Origin of the sequence: Levilactobacillus zymae DSM 19395, from assembly GCF_001434115.1 — a bacterium.
Classification (GTDB): domain Bacteria; phylum Bacillota; class Bacilli; order Lactobacillales; family Lactobacillaceae; genus Levilactobacillus; species Levilactobacillus zymae.
On sequence record NZ_AZDW01000002.1, the window covers coordinates 34,496 to 56,312 of the forward strand.

A 21,817-nucleotide genomic window follows, 5' to 3' on the forward strand; every position below is an offset into this window, starting at 1 on the left:
TTGTGCCCACAACGTCAAAAATCCCGTACCGGTCTAACCTGATCGGTACGGGATTTTTTTTAGGATTCAGCATCCGGCGCTTGGGGTTGCGTTGGTCGGTAGAACCGCCGACCGTCTAAAGCAAAGACGCGTTCGGAAAACTCGCCGGGCGCCGTGTGGTCGACCACCGTGTCGAGCATCATGATCGACGCATCGAGTTCGTCGAGTTGGTGTAAGACCTCGGCTTCGCGTAACGCGGGGCGCACCGGTGAACCGTATTCTAATAACCCGTGGTGACTCAACACCATGTGCCGCAGTAACAAGACGTCTTCGGCCTGCGGGTCTAACTTCAGCGGGTCGCACGCCCGGACTAATTCGCCGTCCAACAAGACGATGTGTCCCACCAGATTCCCCGCCAGCGTGTAGGTCGTGGCTTTGGGCCCGGACAATTCGATGGTCTTCCCCAGATCATGCAGGATGGCCCCCGCGTAAAGCAACGACCGGTTGAGGTCCGGGTACTGGTCCACCACGTGATGCGCGAGCTTCAGGATGGAAATCGTGTGAAACGCCAAGCCCCCCTGAAAGGCGTGATGGTTACTCTTGGCCGCCGGATACGTAAAGAATTGGTCGCGATACTGCGTTAACAACTTGCGAACCAACCGTTGCCAAGTGGGTTGTTCAATTTCAAAGATGGTCTGATTGATGTAGTCTTCCATTGCTTCACGGGTCATCGGGGCCCGTTCGATGAAGTCCCCGGCCGTCAAGCCGGTCTCACTCGGTGCCACCTGGAGGTGAAAGATCTTAATCTGCGGGTGGGTCTGGTACTTTTCTCGCCGCCCCTGCAGGTGGACCACCCGTCCCGCCACAAAGTTTTCGATATCACTAGGCGAAGCGTCCCAGTATTTACCGGAGATCTCACCGGAACGGTCCTCAAACACCATGGCGATGTAGGGTTTACCGTTCTTCGCCGTCCGAACATCGGCAGACTTCAATAATACGTAAAGGTCCACCGCATCGTCCACGGCATAGTCTAACAACTGTTTCTTGGTCGTCATTCGAAAATCCCTCCTACTCTGAGGTTAAGTTCACTACCCGATTCGTCGGGCCCTGCGCCACGGTTGGCGCCGCGGAATCGGCCGTCAATAAAATGATCTGCAGGTGGTGGCCCAACTTCGCTAACAAACGATAGGCCGCTTGGCGACGGTCCGCATCGAAGTTGACCAATCCGTCGTCGATCACGATCGGCATGGCGGCCTGGGGCTGCATGATCACGGCAAACGCCAGCTTTACGGCGAGGTCGAGTTGTTCGGCCGTCCCCCGGGACAATTGTCCCACGGTCCGCCAAGCCCCATCGGCCCGTTGCACGCGCAGCGTCTCCGCGGTCAATTCAATTTTAGTATACCGGTTTTCGGTGAGCTGCGCATAGAATTCTCCCGCCTGAGCCACAATTTTCGGTAAGCGGTCCCCGGAAGCGGCCGCCAACGTAGCGGCGATCCACTGACTGGTCAGCCGGTCGAGGAGCCATTCTCGCGCCGTGGCTTGCATCGTGGTCTCCAGGTTCGCTAACTTCTGCCGCAAGGTCGCCTGGGTCCCACTACTGGTCAGATGGGTCAGTTGCCCGGCCAGCGTGGCCAGGTGCGTGGTCACCGTGTCCAGCTGATGTTGCTGGTCGGCCGCGGTGGCCTGGGCCGTTTGCGTAGCCTGCGTTAAGGTCGCCTGATCCGTCCGCTGTAGCTGGGCCAACCGAGCAGCGCCTAACTGCGTGGCCAGGGCCTGGCATTGAGCCGCACGGTTGCCCTGCTCCCGAATCGTCTGGTACTGGTGATAAAATTCGGCCTCGTCGGCAACGTTGCGGGTCTGCAGGAAGGTCGCCTGAGCGGCCTGGGCCGTGGTCAGGGCCGTCTGGTCGCGCTTGAGTTGGGCCGTTAACCCGGCCAGCTCGCCATCCTGTGTCGCCAGCTGTTGCTGGGTGGTCTGCAGTTGGTTGAGCTGGTGCAACACCTCGCGGAAGTCTTGATGCGCCAACGACGGTAACAGCGCCGTCACCGCCGTTTGAAAGTCCTGTTGGGTAGCGGCCGTGGCCGTCAAACGCTGATGCACGCTATCGAGCTGCTGGGTCAACCGCTCCCACTCCCCAATGGCGGCCTGCGCGGCCAACCATTGTTCGGCGGGCAACCGGCCCAAATCGTGGGCGGTGCCGATGGCGTCAATCTGGTCGGTCAACTCATCGATTCGCTGGCCGCCCTCTCGCAGTTGGGCCTGCAGATCTTTGATGTCGTCGGCCAGTGCTTGAAGCTGCCGGCTAGCCGGCGTTTGGCTTTCCACGACGAAGACCCCGTAGTAGCCGATCACGATACCTAGGGCCGCCCCCACCAATTTAAAAACGGTACCGGGCAAAAACATGGCCCCAATCAAGGCGACCAGCCCCGCGGCCAACCAGCCGACCTGCTTATCGGCTAAGGGATTCCGCCGTTGCCGGGTCGGCTGCAAGCGTCGGTAGTCTTCGTTGGCCTGATTCAGGTCCTGCTGTAAGCGCCGCCGCTTCTGATTGGCTAACGCTAAGTTATCCTGTAATTGTTTGAGCTGTTGAGTAGTCGCTAGCGAAAACGGTCGCGGCATCTGCCCGCTAGCCGTGGCGTACTGCCGCTCGATCCCCGTAGTTCGTTGTTCCAGGTCCCGTTGCTGCGCCAATAACCGGGCGCGTTCCTGTTCGGTCTCCGTCATCGTAGGTAGTTGGGCCAATAGCGGCGTCAATTGTGGGGTGACCTTCAAGGCCTCCTGAAAAATCTTGGGTAGCTGGGTGTGTGACTGTAGGTTTTGCAAACGGTGTTGGTCGGCCTTCAGCGCACTTTGCGCCGCGGTCACCTGACTGGTTACCCGTTCAAAAGCCGTCACGTCGTCTTCCGTAAAGCCCGTGGTAGCGGTGGTCGTTGTCTGACCCAGTTCCTGCCACTGTTGATAGGTGGGCCAGGCCTGTAATTGTTGGGCCAGGTCGTTCGCGTGTTGCCGGCTAGCCGCCAGGTCGTGTTGCAGTGTCGTTTGGCGTTTCCGGGCAGTTTCTTGGTCCTGAAGCAAGCGCCAATACTCCTGGTAAGCGCCGTTAGCCTTTTCGAGTTTCGCGGTCAGGTCGCGGTGTTGTTGGAGTTGCTGGTTCAACTGCGGATTGCGGCCCTGCGGTTTGTACCGTTCGTCGGCCGCCTTATCCAGTTGTTGGGCCTGCGCCAGCCAAAAGTCGCTTCCCACCGCCCCCACGTGGCGTAAGCGATCCATCACCACCTGTTTTGACGCTTGAAACACGGTTCCTAACCGCAGTTCGTTGAGCGCATAGACGTTTTCGAACAACGCCAAATCGACCGGCGCCAGTAACTTTGGCAGTTGCGTGGCGGGTAACGTCAGATCCGTGGTGAGGTTCTGCAGGGTGACCTTGCCACCCCGCGCGCCGGCGACCCGGGTGACCCGGTAAACGTTGGCGTCCTTGACCAGCTCCAAGCTTCCGCCGAACTGGCTACCATCAAGTGGTTCATACCGTAACTCGGGGTGCTTCTTGGTGGGAAACCCGAATAAAATGGCCGTAATAAATTGTGTGATGGTCGACTTGCCCGCTTCATTCGGCCCCAATAAAACGTTGAGCCCCGGCGTCAGGTCGAAGGTCCGGTCGTGAAATTGGCCAAAACCAAATAACGTCAGTGTTTTAAGATACATCGGGATTCTCCCCCCTTACCCGTTGATTGAGCCGCCGACTAGCCGCTTGCTGCAAGTCTCTCGGCGTGACCTGGTCCAGCCAGGCCGCCAAGCTGGGTTCCTGCGCGAGCTTGCCGAAAACACTCTGGACGTTGGCCGGCGTAAAGACCTGCGCGGCCCCCTGCTCCCAGTAGGACTGGTCCAGTTCCGGTGCCGTCAGCGTGGCGGTCGGCGGGACCACCGTAAGCCGCACAAAATAGCGGTTAGCGGCTCGTAACGCCGTACGTTGGGTCCGTTGAAACAGGGCAGGCCACTCCGCCAAGCGGGCCTGTTCTTCCGCTGCCAACGACCGAGTCGTGGTGATCGTCAGGGCCGTTAACGTCGGCAGTGACGCGGGATGCGCCGTGAGCCAGTCGGTCAGTTCCTGACCCAACGCCACCAGCGTCGTGGCGGCGGTCGTCAACGTGGCCGTGTCCCAGGCCAGGACCGCCGTCTCAAAGAATTCCGGGACCAACTCGTGGCCCTGACTGGTCACCAAGTAAGCCCCCTTGGCGCCAGTCTCGTTAATCGCGCGTCCCTGGGGATTACCCGCATACACAATGGGCGGATTCTCCGCCAAGAGACGATGGTGGTGAATGTGGCCCAACGCCCAGTAGTCGTAATGCTTTTGGCGCAGGTCGTCAAGGGTAAACGGTGCGTAGTGGTCGTTAGTTCCCCCCGTCGCCACGGCGCCATGCAGCATCCCCAAATGCCAGTCCGTGGCGGCGTGGGGCGGATAAGCGGCCACCACGTCGTCACTGACCCAGCGTTGCGGGTAGCTGAAACCACTAATGGCCACGGTCTCTCCCGACTTTAACGTTAGGGTCGTGGTCGTGACGTCGGGACCAAACACCGTCACGTTTGCCGGATAGGCCACCAGCTGATGTTGGTCGGTCGCATAATCGTGATTACCGAAGCTAATCACCACGGGGATCTGCGCGGCCGCTAACCGCCGGAATTGGTCGAACAGGTACGCCTGAGCGGCCACACTTTGCTCCGCGCGATCGAAGAGGTCGCCCGCCAGTAACACGAAGTCCACGTGTTCGGCTAAGGCCCGGTCGAAGATCTTGGTGGCGGCCGCAAAGGTCGATTGGCGGACCTGCGCCGCGAGCTGGGTGGGCAAGCCGGTCAGTCCTAGAAACGGACTATCCAAATGTAAGTCGGCGGCATGAATGAATTTCACGGTTGATCACTATCCCTTCAAAAAAATCGCCGGTGCGCCCCTTCGCGTGGAAGGAAAACACCGACGATTGATTTTTAGCCCTGGTAAATATTCTGAATCGGCTTGGTAATCGTACTGTTTAAGTCGTTTAAGATCTGGTTGACGTCTTTTTCCTTCGCCATCAGGTCCTTAATGGCCGGCTTAGCGCCCACTTGGGTGGCTAATTCCTGAGCCTGTTTGAGTTCGTCATCGCTCAGTTGTTGGCCGGACATTTGTTTTTGTTGCAAACTCATTTGTAAGTTTTGGAAATCTTGGAACAACTTGTAGGTGTCCGCATCCGCCTTCATGGTGGTGAAAGCAGTTTGGAGTGCCTGGTATTCCGGCGTTGCTTGTAATGCTTGGGCCACACTGGCGCCCAAGTCTTTTAGGTTTTCAGCCATAATGGGAGTTCCTCCTCGAATTTAAAACGTTCACCTAACATTGTACCATGCTTTGCAACCGCTCCCTAGGGAAGATTTACAATTCGCGCGGTAATTTAGGGGGACCACCCCGCCAACCACCTTAGTCGATCGCCGACTTGGCCTTTTCCCACCAGGACTTGACCTTGTCGGCCACGTTGTTGAACGACTTGCCGGCGTTGTCGATGCCCTTCTGGACGGAATCCCAGATGTCACTCGACGAACTGGACGAGCCATTACTCTGAGCGTTCGCCAGCGTCGACGCATCCTTGGTGTCAAACGCGGTGCCCTTGGTGTTCGGTAAGATGCCCTGCATTTCGGCCTGGAAGAGCGGCCCTTCACCGGTACCACTGACGTTTTCCAAGTGATGCTTACTGCTGGTGCTGTCAAACCCTTCCCAGGTGGTCACGACCACGTCGGGGGTGTATCCCACGATCCACTTGTCCCGGGTCGCATCGGTATCGCCGTCGGCCTCAGTACTCCCGGTCTTGCCGGCAATCGTGTAGCCGTACGGTTTAGCCGTCGCCCCGGTCCCGTAGTTGAAGACGCCCATCATCATACTGGTCATCTGCTTAGCGGTCTTGCTGGACATGACCTTGGTCGACTTGGCCGCCGTCTCGTTGGTGTCAACCACCACGTTGCCCGACGCGTCAACGATCTTGCGGATGTAGTGGGCCGAGTGCATGGTCCCGTTGTTGGCGAACGCCGTGTAGGCCTGAGCCAACTGTTGCGGTGAGACCCCGGTCTTCAAGCCCCCCAGCGCCAAGGCCAGGTTCTTATCCGACTTGCTGACGGGCAAACCGAATTTCTTGACCGACTCGTAGCCCTTATCCACGCCAATCTTGTTGAGTAACCAGACGGCCGGCGCGTTGGTACTTTGAGCCAGCGCCTGATACATCGGGATTTTCCCGCTGTACACCCCGCCATAGTTATGCGGCGAGTAGTGATTGCTACCGTAAGACTTCTTCTTATCGGTCAGCTGCGAATCATAGTAGTAGCCGTTCTCCAGCGCCGGCGTATAAACCGCTAACGGCTTAATGGTTGAGCCCGGTTGGCGCCGCATCTGGGTGGCCCGGTTATAGCCCCGGAAGACGTGTTTGCCCCGACCGCCGACCACGGCCTCGACGCCCCCGGTGTTCGGGTCGATGGCGATGCTGGCCGCTTGGACCTTGGTACCGTCACTGGCGTTAGCCGGGAAGTAGGCACTGTTTTTAAACAGCGTCTGCATCTGCGTCTGGTTTCCTTGATCCAGGGTGGTATAAATCTTGTAGCCCTTGTTCATGATTTCGGATTCCGTGAGCCCGTACTTGCTGATGGCTTCATTGATCACGGCATCGAAGAAGTACGGGTACTTATAACTGTTCTTGTACGTGTAATTATCGGTCGTGACGATGGCCGTGCTTTGGTACTGTTTAGCCTGAGCCGCCGTGATGGCCCCGGTCTGCGCCATTAATCCCAAGACCACGTTTCGCCGCTGCCGTGACGCCTGCGGGTGATCGATGGGATTATACCCGTTCGGATTGGTCAACATCCCCGCTAACACAGCGGCTTGCGGCACCGTCAAGTTAGCTGCGGAAGTGCCAAAGTAACGCTCGGACGCATCTTGTACACCCCAGACCCCGTTACCGAAGTAAGCGTTGGTCAGGTACATGGCCAAGATGTCCTTCTTGCTATAGACGTTTTCCACTTCGATCGACAAGAAGAGTTCCTTAAACTTCCGCGTAAAGGTCTGTTCCTGCGTCAAGTAGGCGTTTTTGACCAGTTGCTGGGTCAGGGTACTCCCCCCGCCACTGATGTAATCGCGACCTAACAATTTATTCTTCCCGTATAAATAGAAGGCCCGGGCAATCCCTTTAACGGAAAAGCCGTGTTCCTTGTAAAAATTCCGGTCTTCCGTCGAGATGACGGCCTGTTGAACATTGGTCGAAATTTGGGACAACGGCACGGACGTCCCCTTTTGGGAGTACAACGTCCCGGCCTTTTTGTTGTGCCGATCATAAATTTGCGTGGGGTTATCCAAAGCGGCCTTTAAATCACCGACGTTGGCGGTCTTGGCCATGAAGGTCAAATAGCCACTCATCAGTAAAAAGCCGGTCATTAGCACCACGATCAGCCACCGCGTCAACTGAAACCGATGCCAGAAGCGCTTGAAACGCGCTTTGAATCCCCGTTCGGTCGTTGGGTTTGGTTGTTGGTTATCCATGAAATAGCCTCTTCTAATAGAAAATAGACGCTAGGATTGGCTTGCCCGTCACGCTGATCACGTACGACCACGTGGGGGCCCGGAAACAAAGCAGCCAGTCCGCACGTCGGCGAACCGCGGCGAAAATCTCCCGTTACCGAGAGCTTCGCCTAACAATATGGTCTATTTTAGCATAGACCGGCCCCCGTGCTAGGCTTTCACGGAAACTTTATGAAGCTTTAATCCAGCTTAAAAACCAACGCAAAACGACCCCACCCATTGACGGGCAGGGTCGTGAGGACCTTAGCGGCTGGCTTAAACGCTAAATTTGATTCAAATCGACCAGCCCACCCCTAGTGCCACTCTTTTAAAGCCAATCTAGTGGGCAATTTCCGGGTTCATTTCGGCCGCAATCTGATCATGGAGCTTTTCGGCGACGTCCGCACTGGGACTGATAATGAAGATGGTATCGTGTCCCGCCAACGTTCCCGCAATCTCGGGCATGTTCAGGTCGTCAAAAATCGCCGCTAATAGGTTCCCGTTACTCGGCAGCGTTTTCAAAATATTGACAAATTCGACGCGGGTCAGGCCGGTGACCACTTCGTTAATGGTCTCGCGAAGGTGCTCTTCTTCACTCCGATTACCCGCCTTAAAAATGGTGTAGCGCAAATGACCGTGACCATCCTGGGCCTTCACGATCTGCATCTCACGAATGTCCCGTGAAATGGTGGCCTGAGTGGCCTGGATGCCCACGGCTTGAAGCCGTTCCATCAGTTCCTCTTGGGTGCCGATGGGATATTGGTTAATCAATTGCTCAATTCGTGCTTGGCGAATGCTCTTCTTCATGACTAATTGCCCCCTCCGCATAAAATTGCATCACGTAAAATCCAAGAATGGGGTTTTCGCCACCAATCGTTGAATATTTATGAATTCAGTGTACCAAATATTCGTTTTCAACGCAAAAAAAGGCGCCATTGCTCATCAGCAATGGCGCCCACGGCCCGTTAAAGCCTTGGTTTACATTTCGTCTGGTGCTTGGACCCCTAAGAGCCGCAAAGCTTCTTTCAAGACCGTGGAAACGGCCTTGACCAAGGCTAACCGGGCGGATAATTCCGCATCGTCGGTCAGAATCTTGGCGTGTGCGTAGTATTTGTTAAAGGTCTTGGCTAACCGAATCGCGTACTTGGCAATCACGGATGGTTCCAATTCGTCGCAGGCCATCTTCACGATTTGAGGGAAGTCGGCTAACGCCTTAATGGTGTCCCAAGCCAACGGATCGGTCAATTGATTGGCGTCGGCCGTAACGTCGACGTGGGCGGCCTTCCGCAGGATACTTTCGGCCCGGGCGTGCGCGTATTGCACGTAAGGCCCGGTTTCCCCTTCGAACTTCAACTGGTCGGCTAAGACGAAGTCGATGTTGTTGGTCCGTTCGTTCTTCAGGTCACCGAAGACGATGGCGCCGACCCCGACCTGCTTGGCCACTTCATCCTTGTTAGCTAAGGTTGGGTTCTTTTCGGCGATTTCTTCTTGAGCCAACTTGACGGATTCTTCCAGCACCTTGGCCAACAAGATGATCCGACCGGAACGGGTCGACAGCTTCTTGCCGTCCACGGTGATCAGGCCGAACGGCACGTGTTGCAAGTTTGGCGCGGACTTCACGCCCATTTCTTCCAGCACGGCCTTCAATTGCTTGAAGTAGTAGGTCTGTTCGGACCCAACCACGTACAAGTTCTTGACGGGACTGTAGGTCCGATCCCGGTACAATGCCGTCGCGATGTCGCGCGTAATGTACAGCGACGCCCCGTCACTCTTCAGAATCAACGCCGGGTTCAGGTCGTACTTACTCAAGTCGACCACTTGGGCCCCCTCCGATTCAACTAACAAGTGCTTGTCCTTCAGGAGTTGCACGACTTCGGCCAGCTTGTCGTTGTAGAAGGCTTCCCCGTTATAGGTATCGAACTTCACGCCCAATTCCTTGTAAACGTCGTTGAATTCTTGTAAGGAGACTTCCCGGAACCATTCCCAAAGCTTGTGGGCTTCGGGGTCGCCGGCTTCGAGCTTGCGGAACCATTCCCGGGCGATGTCGTCGAGTTCGGGCTTGTCCACGTCTTCCTTATGGAACCGCACGTAGTATTCCACCAACTTGTTGATGGGGTCCTTCTTGACGTCGGCTTCGTTCCCCCACAGCTTGTAGGCGGTGATCAGCTTCCCGAATTGCGTTCCCCAGTCACCCAAGTGGTTGTCCTTGATTGGGTGGTAACCGTTCTTGGTCAGGATGTTGGCAATTGAGTTTCCAATGACCGTGGACCGTAAATGCCCCATGGACATCGGCTTAGCGATGTTGGGTGACGACATATCGATTGGCACGTTACCGTTGTTGCCATCCTGGTTTTGACCGTAGTCGGCACCAGCCGTCAAGACCGTTTTTAACGTGTCGGCACTGTAGCCCGCCTTATCGAAGAAGAAGTTCAGGTAAGGCCCCACGACTTCCACCTTTTCAAAGTCGGTGGTGTCGAGCTTATCAGCTAAGTTCTGGGCGATTTGTTGCGGCGCTTGGTGCAGTAACTTGGCTAAGGTAAACGTGGGGAAGGCTAAATCCCCCTTGTCCGACGTCTTCGGCCGTTCCAACTTGGCCTGTACTTCTTCGGCCGTCAACTGGCCATCTAAGGCTTGCACCAACGCAGCGGTCACTTTTTGTTTGTAATCCATCCGAATTCCTCCTTGATCAAGCGGGCCCACGAGACAAAAAAACGCCCCTTACACTTTACTGTAAGAGACGAGATTTTCCCGCGGTACCACTCTAATTGACTTTAACAGTCCACTTAAATGATTAATTCATCTTTGACCGGCTAGTCCGTTTCGGTTCGGCGATTAGTCCGGCTATCACCCACCCGGACTCGCTGTGTAATCGACATAAACCTACTCATCTAACCGCTAAAACTAAACCTTCGAATAAAATAAGAAAGACGGCCCTAATTGGCCGCCTCATTCGAAAGCGGGTGACGGGAATCGGACCCGCGACACAAGCTTGGGAAGCTTGGATTTTACCACTAAACTACACCCGCACAACACAAATGAGTATAGCATATCATTTGTGAGTTGTCATTACTTTTTGCAAAAAAATTCAAATTTTCTATTTTTATCCTGTTTAAGCCTTGGGAGCACTGGTCAATTTGGCCGTCGACTTCCGAACCACGGCGCGGTTATTCATGTCCCCCACCGCCGTTTTATCGGCCGGATTATAGTCCCTGATTTCTACTAGAACTGAATTATCATACACCTTGGTGATCTCACCGGTAAAGCTGTGTTCCAACGGACCAAACTTCTTGGCCTTGATGTAATCGCCAACCTTGAGTGCGTCCTTTTCGGGTGCTTCCGTCTTTTCTGTCTTATCAGCCATCACTGGTCGCCCCTTTCATCATGCAATATCCCATTATAGCCAAGTTCATCAAGGACCGCAAGCACCTTGACTGGGGTTTGCAACTGAATTGTAAGGTGTTTGCAACAATTTGAAAAAGCCGAACTTTGTATCCGGTTTCGTTAAATAAACCCGTAAAACCCGATATTTCCCGTTTTTCAAGTCTCGTTGTTCCCCCAACCTAGTTTGATTCCCGAACGACAAATTTATTAATACCGAGGCGTGCCACATACCCAATCGTGAAAAGATACGTTATAATCGAACCATTGTCACCTGGAAAAAATTGAGGATGAGCCACTTACCATAAGAGGAGAAATTAATATGATGAAGACTTGGCAGCACTGGGTGGTTCGCGGAACCGCCCTGGTTGCTGGCTGTTTTGGGCTGTGGTTAGGGACCACAACCGTTGCCAGCGCCAACACAATCAACGACTACATCGCGAGTCAAAATTACGGGACCCCGACCATCACGAAAAATATCTGGTCCGGTTTTCCGAAACTGAAGTACCGGAACAACCATCCCGAGGGCGTGGTCGTCCACGAAACGGCCAACCCCAACTCGACGATCTATAACGAAATTACCTATATGAAGAACAATTACCAAAACGCGTTCGTCCACACGTTCGTTGATGCGAGCCACATCATCAACATCGCCAATACGAATTACTTGTCTTGGGGCTCGGGTCCCATGGGGAACGCGCGTTACGTACAGTTTGAACAGGTCGAAGTCCATTCCAAAGCGGCCTTCGCGAGCGAACTGAACAACGCCGCGTACTACACGGCCTACATCCTGAAGCAATACGGTTTGACGCCAAAGTACAAGTCGACGGTCCTGTCACACCACAACGTTTCCACCTTGTTGGGCGGGACGAACCATACCGATCCGGACGGGTACTGGTCCACTAACGCCCGCAATTACTTTGGCACCACCTACACCATGAGTGATTTCATGACGCTGGTCAACGCAAAATACGCTAACCTAGGTGGAACCACTACGACGAATACGGATTCGTCGAGCACTACGAGTACCACGGATTCGTCGAGCACCACGACCAGTTCCTCATCGTCCAGCGCTGCGGTGACGGCCCCAAGTACAAGCACCTCGCACGTTACGGCCGCTAAGAAGACCGTGAGCTACAACCACGGGGGCAACAACGAAACGGCCACATTGGCCAACAATTACACCAACTGGACGGTCTACAACCACGTTAAGGGCACTAAGGGCGCCTACAAGATCGGTTGGGGCCGCTTGAGTAGCGACCACCGGGGCACTAAAGTTTACGTCGATAGCCGCGGCGTCAAGCGTGGTGGTTGGGGTGGCACCTGGTACCGGATTCGGTTCGCTAAGAACTCCGGGTACAAGTACTGGGTCTACAGCAAGGTCTTAAACTTCCCGAAGGTCACCTACAGTGACGCCAGTGGGAGTGCCACGTTGAAGACCACGACTCGCCTGCCGTTATACAACCACGTCTTAAACTCGACTTACCTGTCCAAGACCACGGCCCACACCACCGACTTCGGTGCGGGAACCACCGTCAAGGTCAATAAGAAGGGCTACAAGGCCACGGACGGCTCGACCTGGTACCGGTTGACCCTCAACGGGAAAGCCTACTGGGCGAACGAAAATAGCCTAAATTTCTAATGTGTTCCTGATTTTGAGCCTGACGCCTAGCGTCGGGCTCTTTTTTGATTTACCCCGACCCACTTTTCTCGAAGTGTCTTCGGCCACCTAACCTACTGAGCAAGGCCCCAGCAGATGGTTACCAGCCACAATTATCAGCAGTTAATTAATTTTTAGTTATCAGCGGCTAAATTAATGCCGCGTTGGCGTCAAGGTATGGTAGGCTAAAGTTAAACGTTTGGGGGAAGGAAGCGATTGTATGTGGTTAACCTTGCACTTTTGGACTTGGATTGTGCTGACTTTGTCCGTCCTCATCGGGCTCACACGCCACGCCGAAAAACGGGTCACCCAGTTCCTGCTACTCGCGCGTTGTGCTTACTTGGTGATGATCATTAGTGGGGTCGTGCTCAGTATTCGAACTTTCGGGCATAACCCTCTTCTGGTCAGCCTCAAGTTCGCGTTGGGGATTGGCACCATCGCCTTAATTGAAATCAGTTTTGGCCGCAAAATGGAACGGGACCAGACCCACCTGGTGTACTTCATCATGGGCATCGTGGGCTTGATTACGGCCGGGCTAGGCTTAATGCTGGCCTTTAAGTAACGCTTAACCGGATTCACCCCCGTTTCTCTGAATCACAAAAGCGCCGCGAGAGAGTTAAACCTCCCTCGCGACGCTTTTTGAGTTTTACTTTTTCTGGAGAGCCAGCGCCTTTTCCAACGTCCGGTCCACTAAAATGGACTGCCCGTCGGCCACCGGATACGTGGTTTCGGGCTCCCGTTCGTTGGCTAAGGACAACTCCGTGCAGCCTAAGATGACCACGTCGGCGTGTTGGTCCTCGACCATCTGACGGACGATTCCGTGGAACAGTTGCGCGTCCACCGTGTTGTTTTCCTTGATGTCATCGTAAATCAGTTCCATAGTCTGGTTTTCGATGGCTGCCGTTGGCAAGACTGGCGTTAAGCCCGCACGGTTCAATTCGTCTTCGTAGATCTTATCGGCGATGGTCCCCCGCGTCCCGGTGATTCCGATTCGCTTAGCTGTCGGGTACTTGCGCTGGATTTCCTTGACCGTTTCGCGCGGCATGTGCAGGATGGGCACGTCCGTTGCCGCCTGTAACTCGTCAAAGAAATAGTGTGCCGTGTTGCAAGGTAAGGTGAAGAATTCCGGTTTCAATAAGCTCTGTTGCCGGATATCCTCTAACAGACTGGGCAACGGGCTTTCCTGGGTATGGTCCAGGATATAGGTCGTCCGGTCCGGCACCGTGGCGTGGTTCACCAAGATGTAATTCAAATACTCCTGATCAGCGTGCGCCGGTGTCCGTAAGTTCAACTGGTGCAGGTAACTTTCGGTGGCCATGGTGCCCATGCCGCCAATAATCGTAAAGAATTTTTGCATAAGTCTTACCCCTTATTTTCCGCAAAGTACTTCTTGAAGTTGACCGTGTAATTGTGTTCCATCCACTTGATCAAGGCCCAGCGTTTCAGGTTCATGTCCTGGTCGTAACGGTAAGTCGTACCGTATTGGCCCGCCGCAATCAACTTCAAGGCGCGCTCTTTATCCGCGTTTTCTCGAGTATACTGCTTAAAGACCTTGACGGGAACCCCCAGCCATAAGGCGTGGTGGTCGGCGTCCTGGTTGCCGTAAACGGTCGGGGCGTCGGTCAAACTGTGGGTCACGTAGTCCTTGACCACCCAGTCGGCCAGGTTATAGCCGTTGAGCGTCACGAAGAAGCTACTCCGGCCCTGCCGTAAGTTGATTTCAAACAATTTGAAGGACTGGTCGCGCGAATCGTACTTCATGTCGAAGTTGGCGTAACCGGTAAAGTTGATGGCCTCCAAGAACTTTTGGATGTCCTGGTAAATCGTTTCGTTGTATTCCGGAATGATCGCCACGTAGTTTCCGATGGCCGACGGGGCGCAATCTTCCAGTAAGGGGTGCCCCAGACACATCATCTTGACGTGGTGGTCTTGGTCCACGTAGGCGTTGAGCACCCGCATGTTACTGTCGTCACCGGGGATGAAGTCCTGCAAGATCAGGTCCGACGTGTAGCCGTTGGTGTAGATCTTACCCACGATGTCCTTGAACTCGGCTGCCGACTGAATCCGGAAGGCCTTCTTGCGCCCTTCAAAGTGCACGTCGAGCCATTCAACACTGTTGGCGGGCTTAAGGGCTACCGGGTAGCCAAACGGCTGGTCGATGGGCTCACCGCTGGTCGCTTCGGCCTTGGTGATGATCTTGGTGTGCGGGTACGGTAAACCGTACTGGTCACAGACCTTGTAGAAGTTTTCCTTGTTGTTCAATTGCCGTAATTGGTCGTAATCGACGTACGGGCAGATGAAGACGTCTTCGAGTTCGGCCTTATGCTTACTGATCAGCTCAGCGTACCCGTCCCCACACCCAATCAGGATCACGGGTTCGGGATGGTTAGCATAGCGTTCCTTTAATTTACGCATGGTTTCGATCCAGACGGGATCTTCGTCAAACCCGGGAATCAGTTCCAGGTTGACCACCTTGGTGTAGCGGGTCGGTGCCAATTGAATGCTGGCAAAGGCCTGAACGGGTTGGTGGTAGAGGTCATAAAACGACCGGGCCATCCCGTAAACGTTAAAGTCACTCCCCAATAAGACTGGGGTAAATTTGACGCCGTTTTTGGTTTCCATAACTAAACAAAGTCCCTTCACAACTACTTACGCAACGTTTGCGGTTGCTGATTTTTTTATACTATTATTGATGCGTGGTCCCTCTTGAGATAATCCCGGTAGCGCTGAGTCCCGGATGAAGCCGATTAGCCCGCCGTTTACTGTGAACCACGCAGGGGGGCAATTCGTCAGCGGTTTTGCCGCCGCAAACGCCCTCCTTCGAACCTACCACAACTCTTTAACAGAATCGATAGTTATGCTCAAAAAATACTTTTTCCTAATAAACAAAGTGCACCTCACCGGTTAACCCGGTGCGGGATCATTCAAAAAAATCAAGGTTGTTAGCGGACGAGTCCAATAACAACCTTGATCGTTAGTGGCGCAACTCTACGTCGTCGCCGATTATTTAGATTTGGGTCCGGTGCACCAGATCCACCGTCTTGGCCGTGGTGTCTTCTGGGAAGTACACTTCGTACCAGAGGATAAACGTGTAGATGGTGAAGATCTTTTGCATGCTGGACTTACCGTTGATGTGTTCGTGTAAGATGTCCATCAAGGCATCGGTGTTGAAGAACTTGTGGGCCACGTCGGAATTGAAGGCTTCAATGATCCGGGACTTGTAAGGTTCTTCCTTGATCCAGGTCGCGATTGGGGATGGAAAGCCCATCTTTTCCTTCTTGGCAACCCGTTCTGGCAGTTCGGCTTCGGCTGCGGTCCGCAGGGAAATCTTGGTTTCGTCCGCGTGAATCCGCGTCTTGACCGGCATGGTGGCCGCAAATTTCGCGACTTCCTTGTCCACCAGTGGCGTCCGCACTTCTAGTGAGTTCGCCATACTCATCCGGTCGGCCTTGTGTAAGATATCGTAAGGTAACCAGGTGTTAATGTCGAAGTATTGCATCTGCGTCATTTCGTCTAAGCCCTTCACGTCATCGAAGAGGTGTTGGGTGTAGGCCCCGGCGTCTTGGTTCAACTTCGGGTTCTTCAGGATCTTGTTTCGATCGTGATAGTCGAAGACGTAGTTGACCCGGTAGTACCGTTCGCTTAACGGCTCAGCCCCCCGGACTAAGAACCGGCGACCGTGGAACCGTGGCAAGCGTTCGGCAATCGCGCCTAAGCCCTTCCGAATCGGCTTAGGGACCCACTTTTGGTAACGTTCGAACGGAATGGCTTCCAAGTAGGTGTTGTAGCCCCCGAAGAATTCGTCGGCCCCTTCACCGGACAAGGCCACCTTCACGCTCTTGCGCGTCCCCTTAGACAGGTAGTACAGCTGCATAGCCGATGGGTTGGATAACGGTTCGTCCATGTAGTACATGATGGTTGGTAGGATATCGAAGTAGTCGTCACCGGTCATGTACAGTGGCGTGTTCTTCTGCTTGATTTCCTTGGCAAATTCCGTGGACCAACTCAATTCACTGTACTTGGAGTTCTTGAACCCTAAGGAGAAGGATTGGATTGGCTTTAGCTTGGACGCTTCGTTCAGCACGTAGGATGAATCGATCCCGCTGGATAAGAAACTCCCCACTTCCACGTCGGCGATCATGTGGGCCTTCACGGATTCGTCGACGATGCCGCGAATCTTCTTGGCGTCGCCTTCGACCGTTTGGCTGTTGTCGATGTGGTCGTAACTGAACTTGAAGTACCGGTGCGTTTCCGTCTTGCCCGCCTTGTGTAAGAAGTATTGGCCTGGTAGCACCTTGTAGACGTGCTTGAACATGGTGTCACGCGACGGGATAAATTCAAAACTCAGGTGAATCGGTAAGAGTTCTTCGTTAAATTCCTTCTTGAAGTTCGGGTGTTCCAAGAACGCCTTGATTTCGGAGCCCCACAAGAAGGTGTCGCCATCGTCGTAGTAGTATAGCGGCTTAATCCCAAAATGGTCGCGGGCGCCGAACACTTCGTTTTTAGTCTTGTCGTAGATCACGAAGGCGAACATCCCCCGTAACCGGTCGAGCAACTTGGGCCCCCAAGCGTCGTAACCGTGAATCAAGACTTCGGAATCCACATCCGTTTTGAATTCGTAACCTAATTTTTGCAGGTCAGCCCGAATTTCCTGGTAGTTATAGATTTCACCATTAAAGGTCAAAACCTTGGTTTGGTCCCGGTTGTACATCGGTTGCTTCCCGTGAGCTAAGTCAATGATTGACAACCGCCGGAACCCCATAACAGCTTGATCATCGCTGAAGTAGGCCTCGTCATCGGGCCCCCGGTGTTTGATGCGATCCGCCATATCGTTGATGGTATTAGCGGGAACATCCTTTTGGTTCACATAACCAACGAATCCACACATGTGCGTATCCCCTTTTGAATTTAATCTGTCTGTTGTTACTCTAAGCCTCTATTGAAACACAACACTCATCATTTTAGCAAATTTAATTTGCGAATACCATCATCTCATGGATTCTTTACCAGACCGTTAATATCTTGTGCCGCCCCGTCCACCGGGCTTACTGTGGGGCGAGCGCTTGGAGCTTAGCCGCGTCTACCACGCGAATCTCCCGGCGGCCACTGGTGACAATGGCCCCCGCCATCACCAGTTGTTTAAGCTTACGACTCAGCGATTCCGGGGTCATCCCCAGATACGCCGCCAAATCCTGCTTGCTCATGGGTAACGTCAGCGCCGTGGCCTTCCCCTGGCTCAGGTCCATCAAATACCCGGCCAATCGGGGTAACGCATCGGGAATTGCCAGTAAGGTGGCTTGGTGTTCGGCACTCTTCAGCCGGACCGCCAACGCGCTCAATAGCGACAACGCCAGCGGGGGCATCCGCTGGATTAGCGTGGTCAGTGCGTCTCGCGAAATCGTGCAAAGCTCCGTGGTCTGGGTGGCTTCGGCGTAGTTGCTGTGAATTTCATCGGTGAACAGGGCGATCTCGCCGATGAAGTCGCCAGGATTCAACACCCGTAAGACCCGTTCCTTACCATCGTCGGCCAGGTGATACAGCCGGACCTGCCCGGCGTTAACGATGTACAGCGTCTGGGAAACCTCGTCGGGCCGAAAGACGGTCTGCCCCTTCTTGGCGTGAATCGGCCGGGTCACTTCGGCGACCGAGGTCAGTTGGGGTTGCGCGAGTTGCTGGAAAATCGGCACCCCCGAGACGCATTCCAACTCACGGGCCAATGAATGATGATGTTCCGCTACGTGTTCTACCATTATCTTGCCGTCCTTTCTGTCAATCCAACCCCTATTTTAGCAAACTTAGTGCGAAAGCTGCGCAAATATGTTCCGGTTTAAAAGTGTGCTATATTAGGGTTAACTTTGGGAAGCGTGGGCTTTCGCGCTTCCCCCTCAGGAGGAATTCTTGTGACTCGTCAAACGCATCAAGCCTGCACGTCCTTTCTAGCCGGCAAACTCGCCACCCTCGATGGTAGTACCCTTATCGCCCGCAACGAAGACAATTCGGTCGCCATCTGGCCCAAGCGTACCCTGGTCCATCCGGAAAACGAAGCCCGCGACCTGCACTTCGTCTCAAAAAATAACGGGTTTACCACCACGCTACCGGCCACGGCCGCCCAGTACACCGCCGTCCCCGACAGCGATCCGCGCGAGGGCGACTACGGCGAAAGTGGCATCAACGGCCACCAGGTCGCCATGAGTGCCACCGAGAGCGCCTACACCAACAGCCGCGTCTTAGGGGTCGATCCCCTGATTGCCGACGGGATTGCCGAAGACGCCATGCTGACGGTGGTCCTGCCGTACGTGGACTCCGCGCGAGCCGGCATCCAACGCCTCGGCCACCTAGTCAGCACGCTGGGGGCCGCCGAAACCAACGGCGTTTTGTTTAGTGACCTCAACGACGTCTGGTACATGGAGATCCTCAGTGGTCACCACTGGGTCGCTCAGCGGATTCCCGACGACGCCTACGCGGTGGTCGCTAACCAACTAGCCATCGAGGACGTCGACTTCGACAGCCCCGACTTTTTGACCTCGCCCAACCTCCGTCAATTCGTCCAAGGCCACCGGTTAAACCCGGACGGCGGGCGCTTCAACTCCCGTCACATCTTCGGCACCCATAGCGACCAGGACGCCCACTACAACACCCCGCGGGTCTGGTTCGGCCATCACCTGTTGACGCCCAGCGCCTTCGAGGAACCCACCAGTATGGATCTGCCCTTCATCCAACACGCCGAACGTAAAATCGGCCTGGACGACGTGGCCGCCATTCTGGGCTCACACTACGCCGAAACGCCTTACGATCCGTTGGGCACCGGCAGTCCGGCCGACAAAACCAAGTTTCGGGCGATCGGTCTGGCCCGAACCGAAAACAGCCATCTCCTGCAACTGCGACGCGACGTCACGCCGCAGCGGGCCGGCATCATCTGGCAAGCCTTCGGCAATCCCGCCTTCAATCCCTACGTCCCGTTCTTCGCGGCCGGCGATCAACTGGCTCCGGCCTACGCGGCGACGAACCCGACTTACAGCGCCACCAACCCCTACTGGCAGGCCAAGTTATTAGAAGTGCTGAGCGAAGCGCACTATCATCAAAACCGGGCGTTATTGGCCGATTTTCTGAAAACCAGTCAAAGCCAAGGCTTCCAACGGGTCGCCGCGGGTGATCAGCTCGCCGCCCCGTCCGCCCACGACCTGGGCACCTTTAACGCCGCGACCGCCGAAGCCTTTGCGACCGCCCTTCAGGCCCAAATCGGGCGCCTGGTCCAGGCCAACGCCGAACAATCCGCATTATCGTTTACCATGGACGAGAATTTGTAAATTGATATCGTTTTCATGACGGATGCGGTATAATAAAGCTAGAACCTGATCCTGAAAGGAATGATTGTGATGGATGAAGTGGTACTTTTCAATCCCGGCGACTCTATTGGTAACTTCCACGATTACAACGAGGCCATTCAAACGGCGCAGATCTATCGGGACCGGCACCTGGACTCGGGGCACGTTCTGGTGGTGAAGAGCCAAAAGGGCGAACCGTCCTTCGATATTTTCTTGGCGGAACAAAAGCTCAACGACACCAACGTCAAGGCCTCGAAGAAGTATACCGTGTCAAAGGAAATTAACTAGTGAATACGCAAAGCGCCGTGGTCATTGCCGCGGCGCTTTTTTGTGGCTCACGCTGAACACGCTGAAATCGTGAAATGATTAACGGCAGTCTCTTTCCTAAAACTAAAAATGGAAGTATAGTTCCTGAAATATAAAAATATATGAAAAATGGAAGTATAGTTCCTGAAATCCTAATATAGGTTCATTTTGGAATCATACTTTTAAAATTACGAAAATGTTGTTAAAATGGAAGTATACTTTTATTTTTGAATAAGCCTTGCCTACTTATGGTTGAAAGGGGTTGCCCAATGATTCAACGTGATTATTACCTGGCTCAATTAATCAAATTCAAAGATATCGACGCAATTAAAGTAATCACCGGTGTTCGCCGTTCCGGAAAATCAGTTTTGTTAATGCTTTATCGTGACTATTTAGTTAATCAAGGAATCCCCACCGAGCAAATCATCTATCTAAACTTTGAAGACATTGACCTTTTCGATGTTAGAAACGATCATCAATTACTGGAAATCCTAAAACCCAAGTTAACTAAAACCGCTCACTTCTACCTGATGTTTGACGAAATTCAGATGGTTTCCGGCTGGCAACGCGTCATCAACGGATTACGCGTGAGCTATGATTGCGATATCGTGGTCACCGGTTCCAACGCTAAAATGTTATCGGGCGAGCTAGCCACTTTACTCAGCGGTCGCTATGTCGAAATTCCAATTTATCCGTTCTCTTTTCAGGAGTTCCTGACAGCTAAAGATTTAAAGCCTAACCGCAATAACCTAGATACCGCTTTTCGCGAATTTGAACAATTCGGTGGTTTTCCAGCCGTGGTCTTAGCCGACCCAGCTATTAAAGACTCAATTCTATCCGGGATTTATGACACCATCGTTTTAAATGACGTGATGACCCGAGCTAACATTCGTGATGGTGAATCGTTACGCGGACTGGTCCGATTTTTGGCTGACAATACGGGGCAACTGACCCGACCAGCAAAAGTCGCGGGCACCTTAACCAGCGAAGGACTGAAGGTCTCAAACCATACGATTGAAAAATATCTTCAGCTCCTTCAGGACGCCTTTTTATTTTACCGCGCCCGCCAATACGATTTACGGGGACGTAACTATCTTAGGACTTCTGGTAAATATTACGTCGTTGACCCCGGACTACGTCGAAACGCGGTCGGCCGCCGTCCTGGTAACTATGCTGGGCAATTAGAAAATATTGTTTATTTAGAACTCGTTCGCCGCGGCTATTCCGTAGATGTTGGTAAGTTAGATGCTAAAGAGGTCGATTTTGTAGCCCGTAAAGTCGATGAGCTAAAATACTTTCAAGTCACTTACGAACTCCCCCAAAATAGTCACGAGACTGACAATCTCTTACAGATTCCCGATAATTATGAAAAAATTCTGTTAACACAACGTCATTACCCGGATGTTCAAAATATCGATGGTATTCCTGTGATTAACGTGATTGATTGGCTCTTAGAATCCCCCACCAACTAATGAGCACAAGAAATATTGCCACTTGGTTTAGTTTAATAATGGTCGAAAACAGCCCTGCCAAATCAGAAATTGGCAGGGCTGTTTTTCTACGTCTTGTCAATGGAAATGTTGTTAAATCAACGATTCATGATAAGAA

At 53.7% G+C, this 21,817-nt stretch carries 17 protein-coding genes and 1 tRNA gene; 5 read left to right on the forward strand and 13 right to left on the reverse strand.

Annotated elements, in window-relative coordinates:
* Positions 1–59: 59 nt before the first annotated feature.
* The 9 genes from FD38_RS00400 to FD38_RS00440 form a co-directional block, all read right to left on the reverse strand.
* Complete coding sequence (locus FD38_RS00400; RefSeq protein ID WP_057730150.1) at positions 60–1,034, reverse strand: 3'-5' exoribonuclease YhaM family protein; 975 nt, start codon at positions 1,032–1,034, stop codon at positions 60–62.
* 13 nt (positions 1,035–1,047) lie between these two features.
* On the reverse strand, positions 1,048–3,681 hold the full coding sequence (locus tag FD38_RS00405) for an ATP-binding protein (RefSeq protein ID WP_057730152.1): 2,634 nt from the start codon (positions 3,679–3,681) through the stop codon (positions 1,048–1,050).
* Positions 3,671–4,882, reverse strand: coding sequence for a metallophosphoesterase family protein (locus FD38_RS00410; RefSeq protein ID WP_057730154.1), 1,212 nt, complete (start codon positions 4,880–4,882; stop codon positions 3,671–3,673). Before FD38_RS00410 ends, FD38_RS00405 begins: the two co-directional genes overlap by 11 nt.
* Before the next feature lie 74 nt (positions 4,883–4,956).
* Complete coding sequence (locus FD38_RS00415; RefSeq protein WP_057730156.1) at positions 4,957–5,301, reverse strand: YlbF family regulator; 345 nt, start codon at positions 5,299–5,301, stop codon at positions 4,957–4,959.
* 121 nt (positions 5,302–5,422) lie between these two features.
* Positions 5,423–7,522 (reverse strand): PBP1A family penicillin-binding protein, encoded by a 2,100-nt coding sequence (locus tag FD38_RS00420; protein ID WP_057730157.1) that lies wholly within the window; start codon positions 7,520–7,522, stop codon positions 5,423–5,425.
* A 357-nt stretch (positions 7,523–7,879) separates the two neighbouring features.
* Positions 7,880–8,347, reverse strand: coding sequence for an arginine repressor (locus FD38_RS00425; protein ID WP_057730159.1), 468 nt, complete (start codon positions 8,345–8,347; stop codon positions 7,880–7,882).
* Positions 8,348–8,518: 171 nt separating this feature from the next.
* Complete coding sequence (gene argS / locus FD38_RS00430; protein ID WP_057730161.1) at positions 8,519–10,210, reverse strand: arginine--tRNA ligase; 1,692 nt, start codon at positions 10,208–10,210, stop codon at positions 8,519–8,521.
* Between the two features lie 285 nt (positions 10,211–10,495).
* Positions 10,496–10,566 (reverse strand) — tRNA-Gly (locus FD38_RS00435).
* Positions 10,567–10,649: 83 nt separating this feature from the next.
* A complete protein-coding gene (locus FD38_RS00440) occupies positions 10,650–10,901 on the reverse strand; it encodes a hypothetical protein (protein ID WP_057730162.1) in 252 nt (83 codons plus the stop codon).
* Between the two features lie 339 nt (positions 10,902–11,240).
* On the opposite strand from FD38_RS00440, the gene FD38_RS00445 reads away from it, so the two are divergent.
* On the forward strand, positions 11,241–12,560 hold the full coding sequence (locus tag FD38_RS00445) for a peptidoglycan recognition protein family protein (protein ID WP_307724762.1): 1,320 nt from the start codon (positions 11,241–11,243) through the stop codon (positions 12,558–12,560).
* Between the two features lie 238 nt (positions 12,561–12,798).
* A complete protein-coding gene (locus FD38_RS00450; protein WP_057730164.1) occupies positions 12,799–13,140 on the forward strand; it encodes a DUF1516 family protein in 342 nt (113 codons plus the stop codon).
* Positions 13,141–13,224: 84 nt separating this feature from the next.
* Here the strand turns inward: FD38_RS00450 and FD38_RS00455 are convergent, their stop codons facing one another.
* The 4 genes from FD38_RS00455 to FD38_RS00470 all read right to left on the reverse strand — a co-directional run bounded on the left by FD38_RS00455 (position 13,225) and on the right by FD38_RS00470 (position 18,328).
* A complete protein-coding gene (locus FD38_RS00455) occupies positions 13,225–13,935 on the reverse strand; it encodes an aspartate/glutamate racemase family protein (RefSeq protein WP_057730166.1) in 711 nt (236 codons plus the stop codon).
* Positions 13,936–13,940: 5 nt separating this feature from the next.
* Positions 13,941–15,200 carry a carboxylate--amine ligase gene (locus FD38_RS00460; RefSeq protein ID WP_057730167.1) on the reverse strand — a complete coding sequence of 420 codons (1,260 nt, stop codon included), beginning with the start codon at positions 15,198–15,200 and terminating at the stop codon, positions 13,941–13,943.
* A 385-nt stretch (positions 15,201–15,585) separates the two neighbouring features.
* Positions 15,586–17,466: an asparagine synthase (glutamine-hydrolyzing) gene (gene asnB / locus FD38_RS00465; RefSeq protein ID WP_057730169.1), complete on the reverse strand. Its 1,881-nt coding sequence runs from the start codon at positions 17,464–17,466 to the stop codon at positions 15,586–15,588.
* 157 nt (positions 17,467–17,623) lie between these two features.
* Positions 17,624–18,328 (reverse strand): Crp/Fnr family transcriptional regulator, encoded by a 705-nt coding sequence (locus tag FD38_RS00470; protein ID WP_057730170.1) that lies wholly within the window; start codon positions 18,326–18,328, stop codon positions 17,624–17,626.
* A gap of 150 nt (positions 18,329–18,478) precedes the next feature.
* On the opposite strand from FD38_RS00470, the gene FD38_RS00475 reads away from it, so the two are divergent.
* From FD38_RS00475 to FD38_RS00485, 3 genes are all read left to right on the forward strand, one after another.
* A complete protein-coding gene (locus FD38_RS00475) occupies positions 18,479–19,885 on the forward strand; it encodes a C69 family dipeptidase (RefSeq protein WP_057730172.1) in 1,407 nt (468 codons plus the stop codon).
* Positions 19,886–19,954: 69 nt separating this feature from the next.
* Positions 19,955–20,191 (forward strand): hypothetical protein, encoded by a 237-nt coding sequence (locus FD38_RS00480; protein ID WP_057730174.1) that lies wholly within the window; start codon positions 19,955–19,957, stop codon positions 20,189–20,191.
* 287 nt (positions 20,192–20,478) lie between these two features.
* Positions 20,479–21,681 (forward strand): ATP-binding protein, encoded by a 1,203-nt coding sequence (locus FD38_RS00485; RefSeq protein ID WP_057730176.1) that lies wholly within the window; start codon positions 20,479–20,481, stop codon positions 21,679–21,681.
* Positions 21,682–21,817 lie beyond the last annotated feature (136 nt).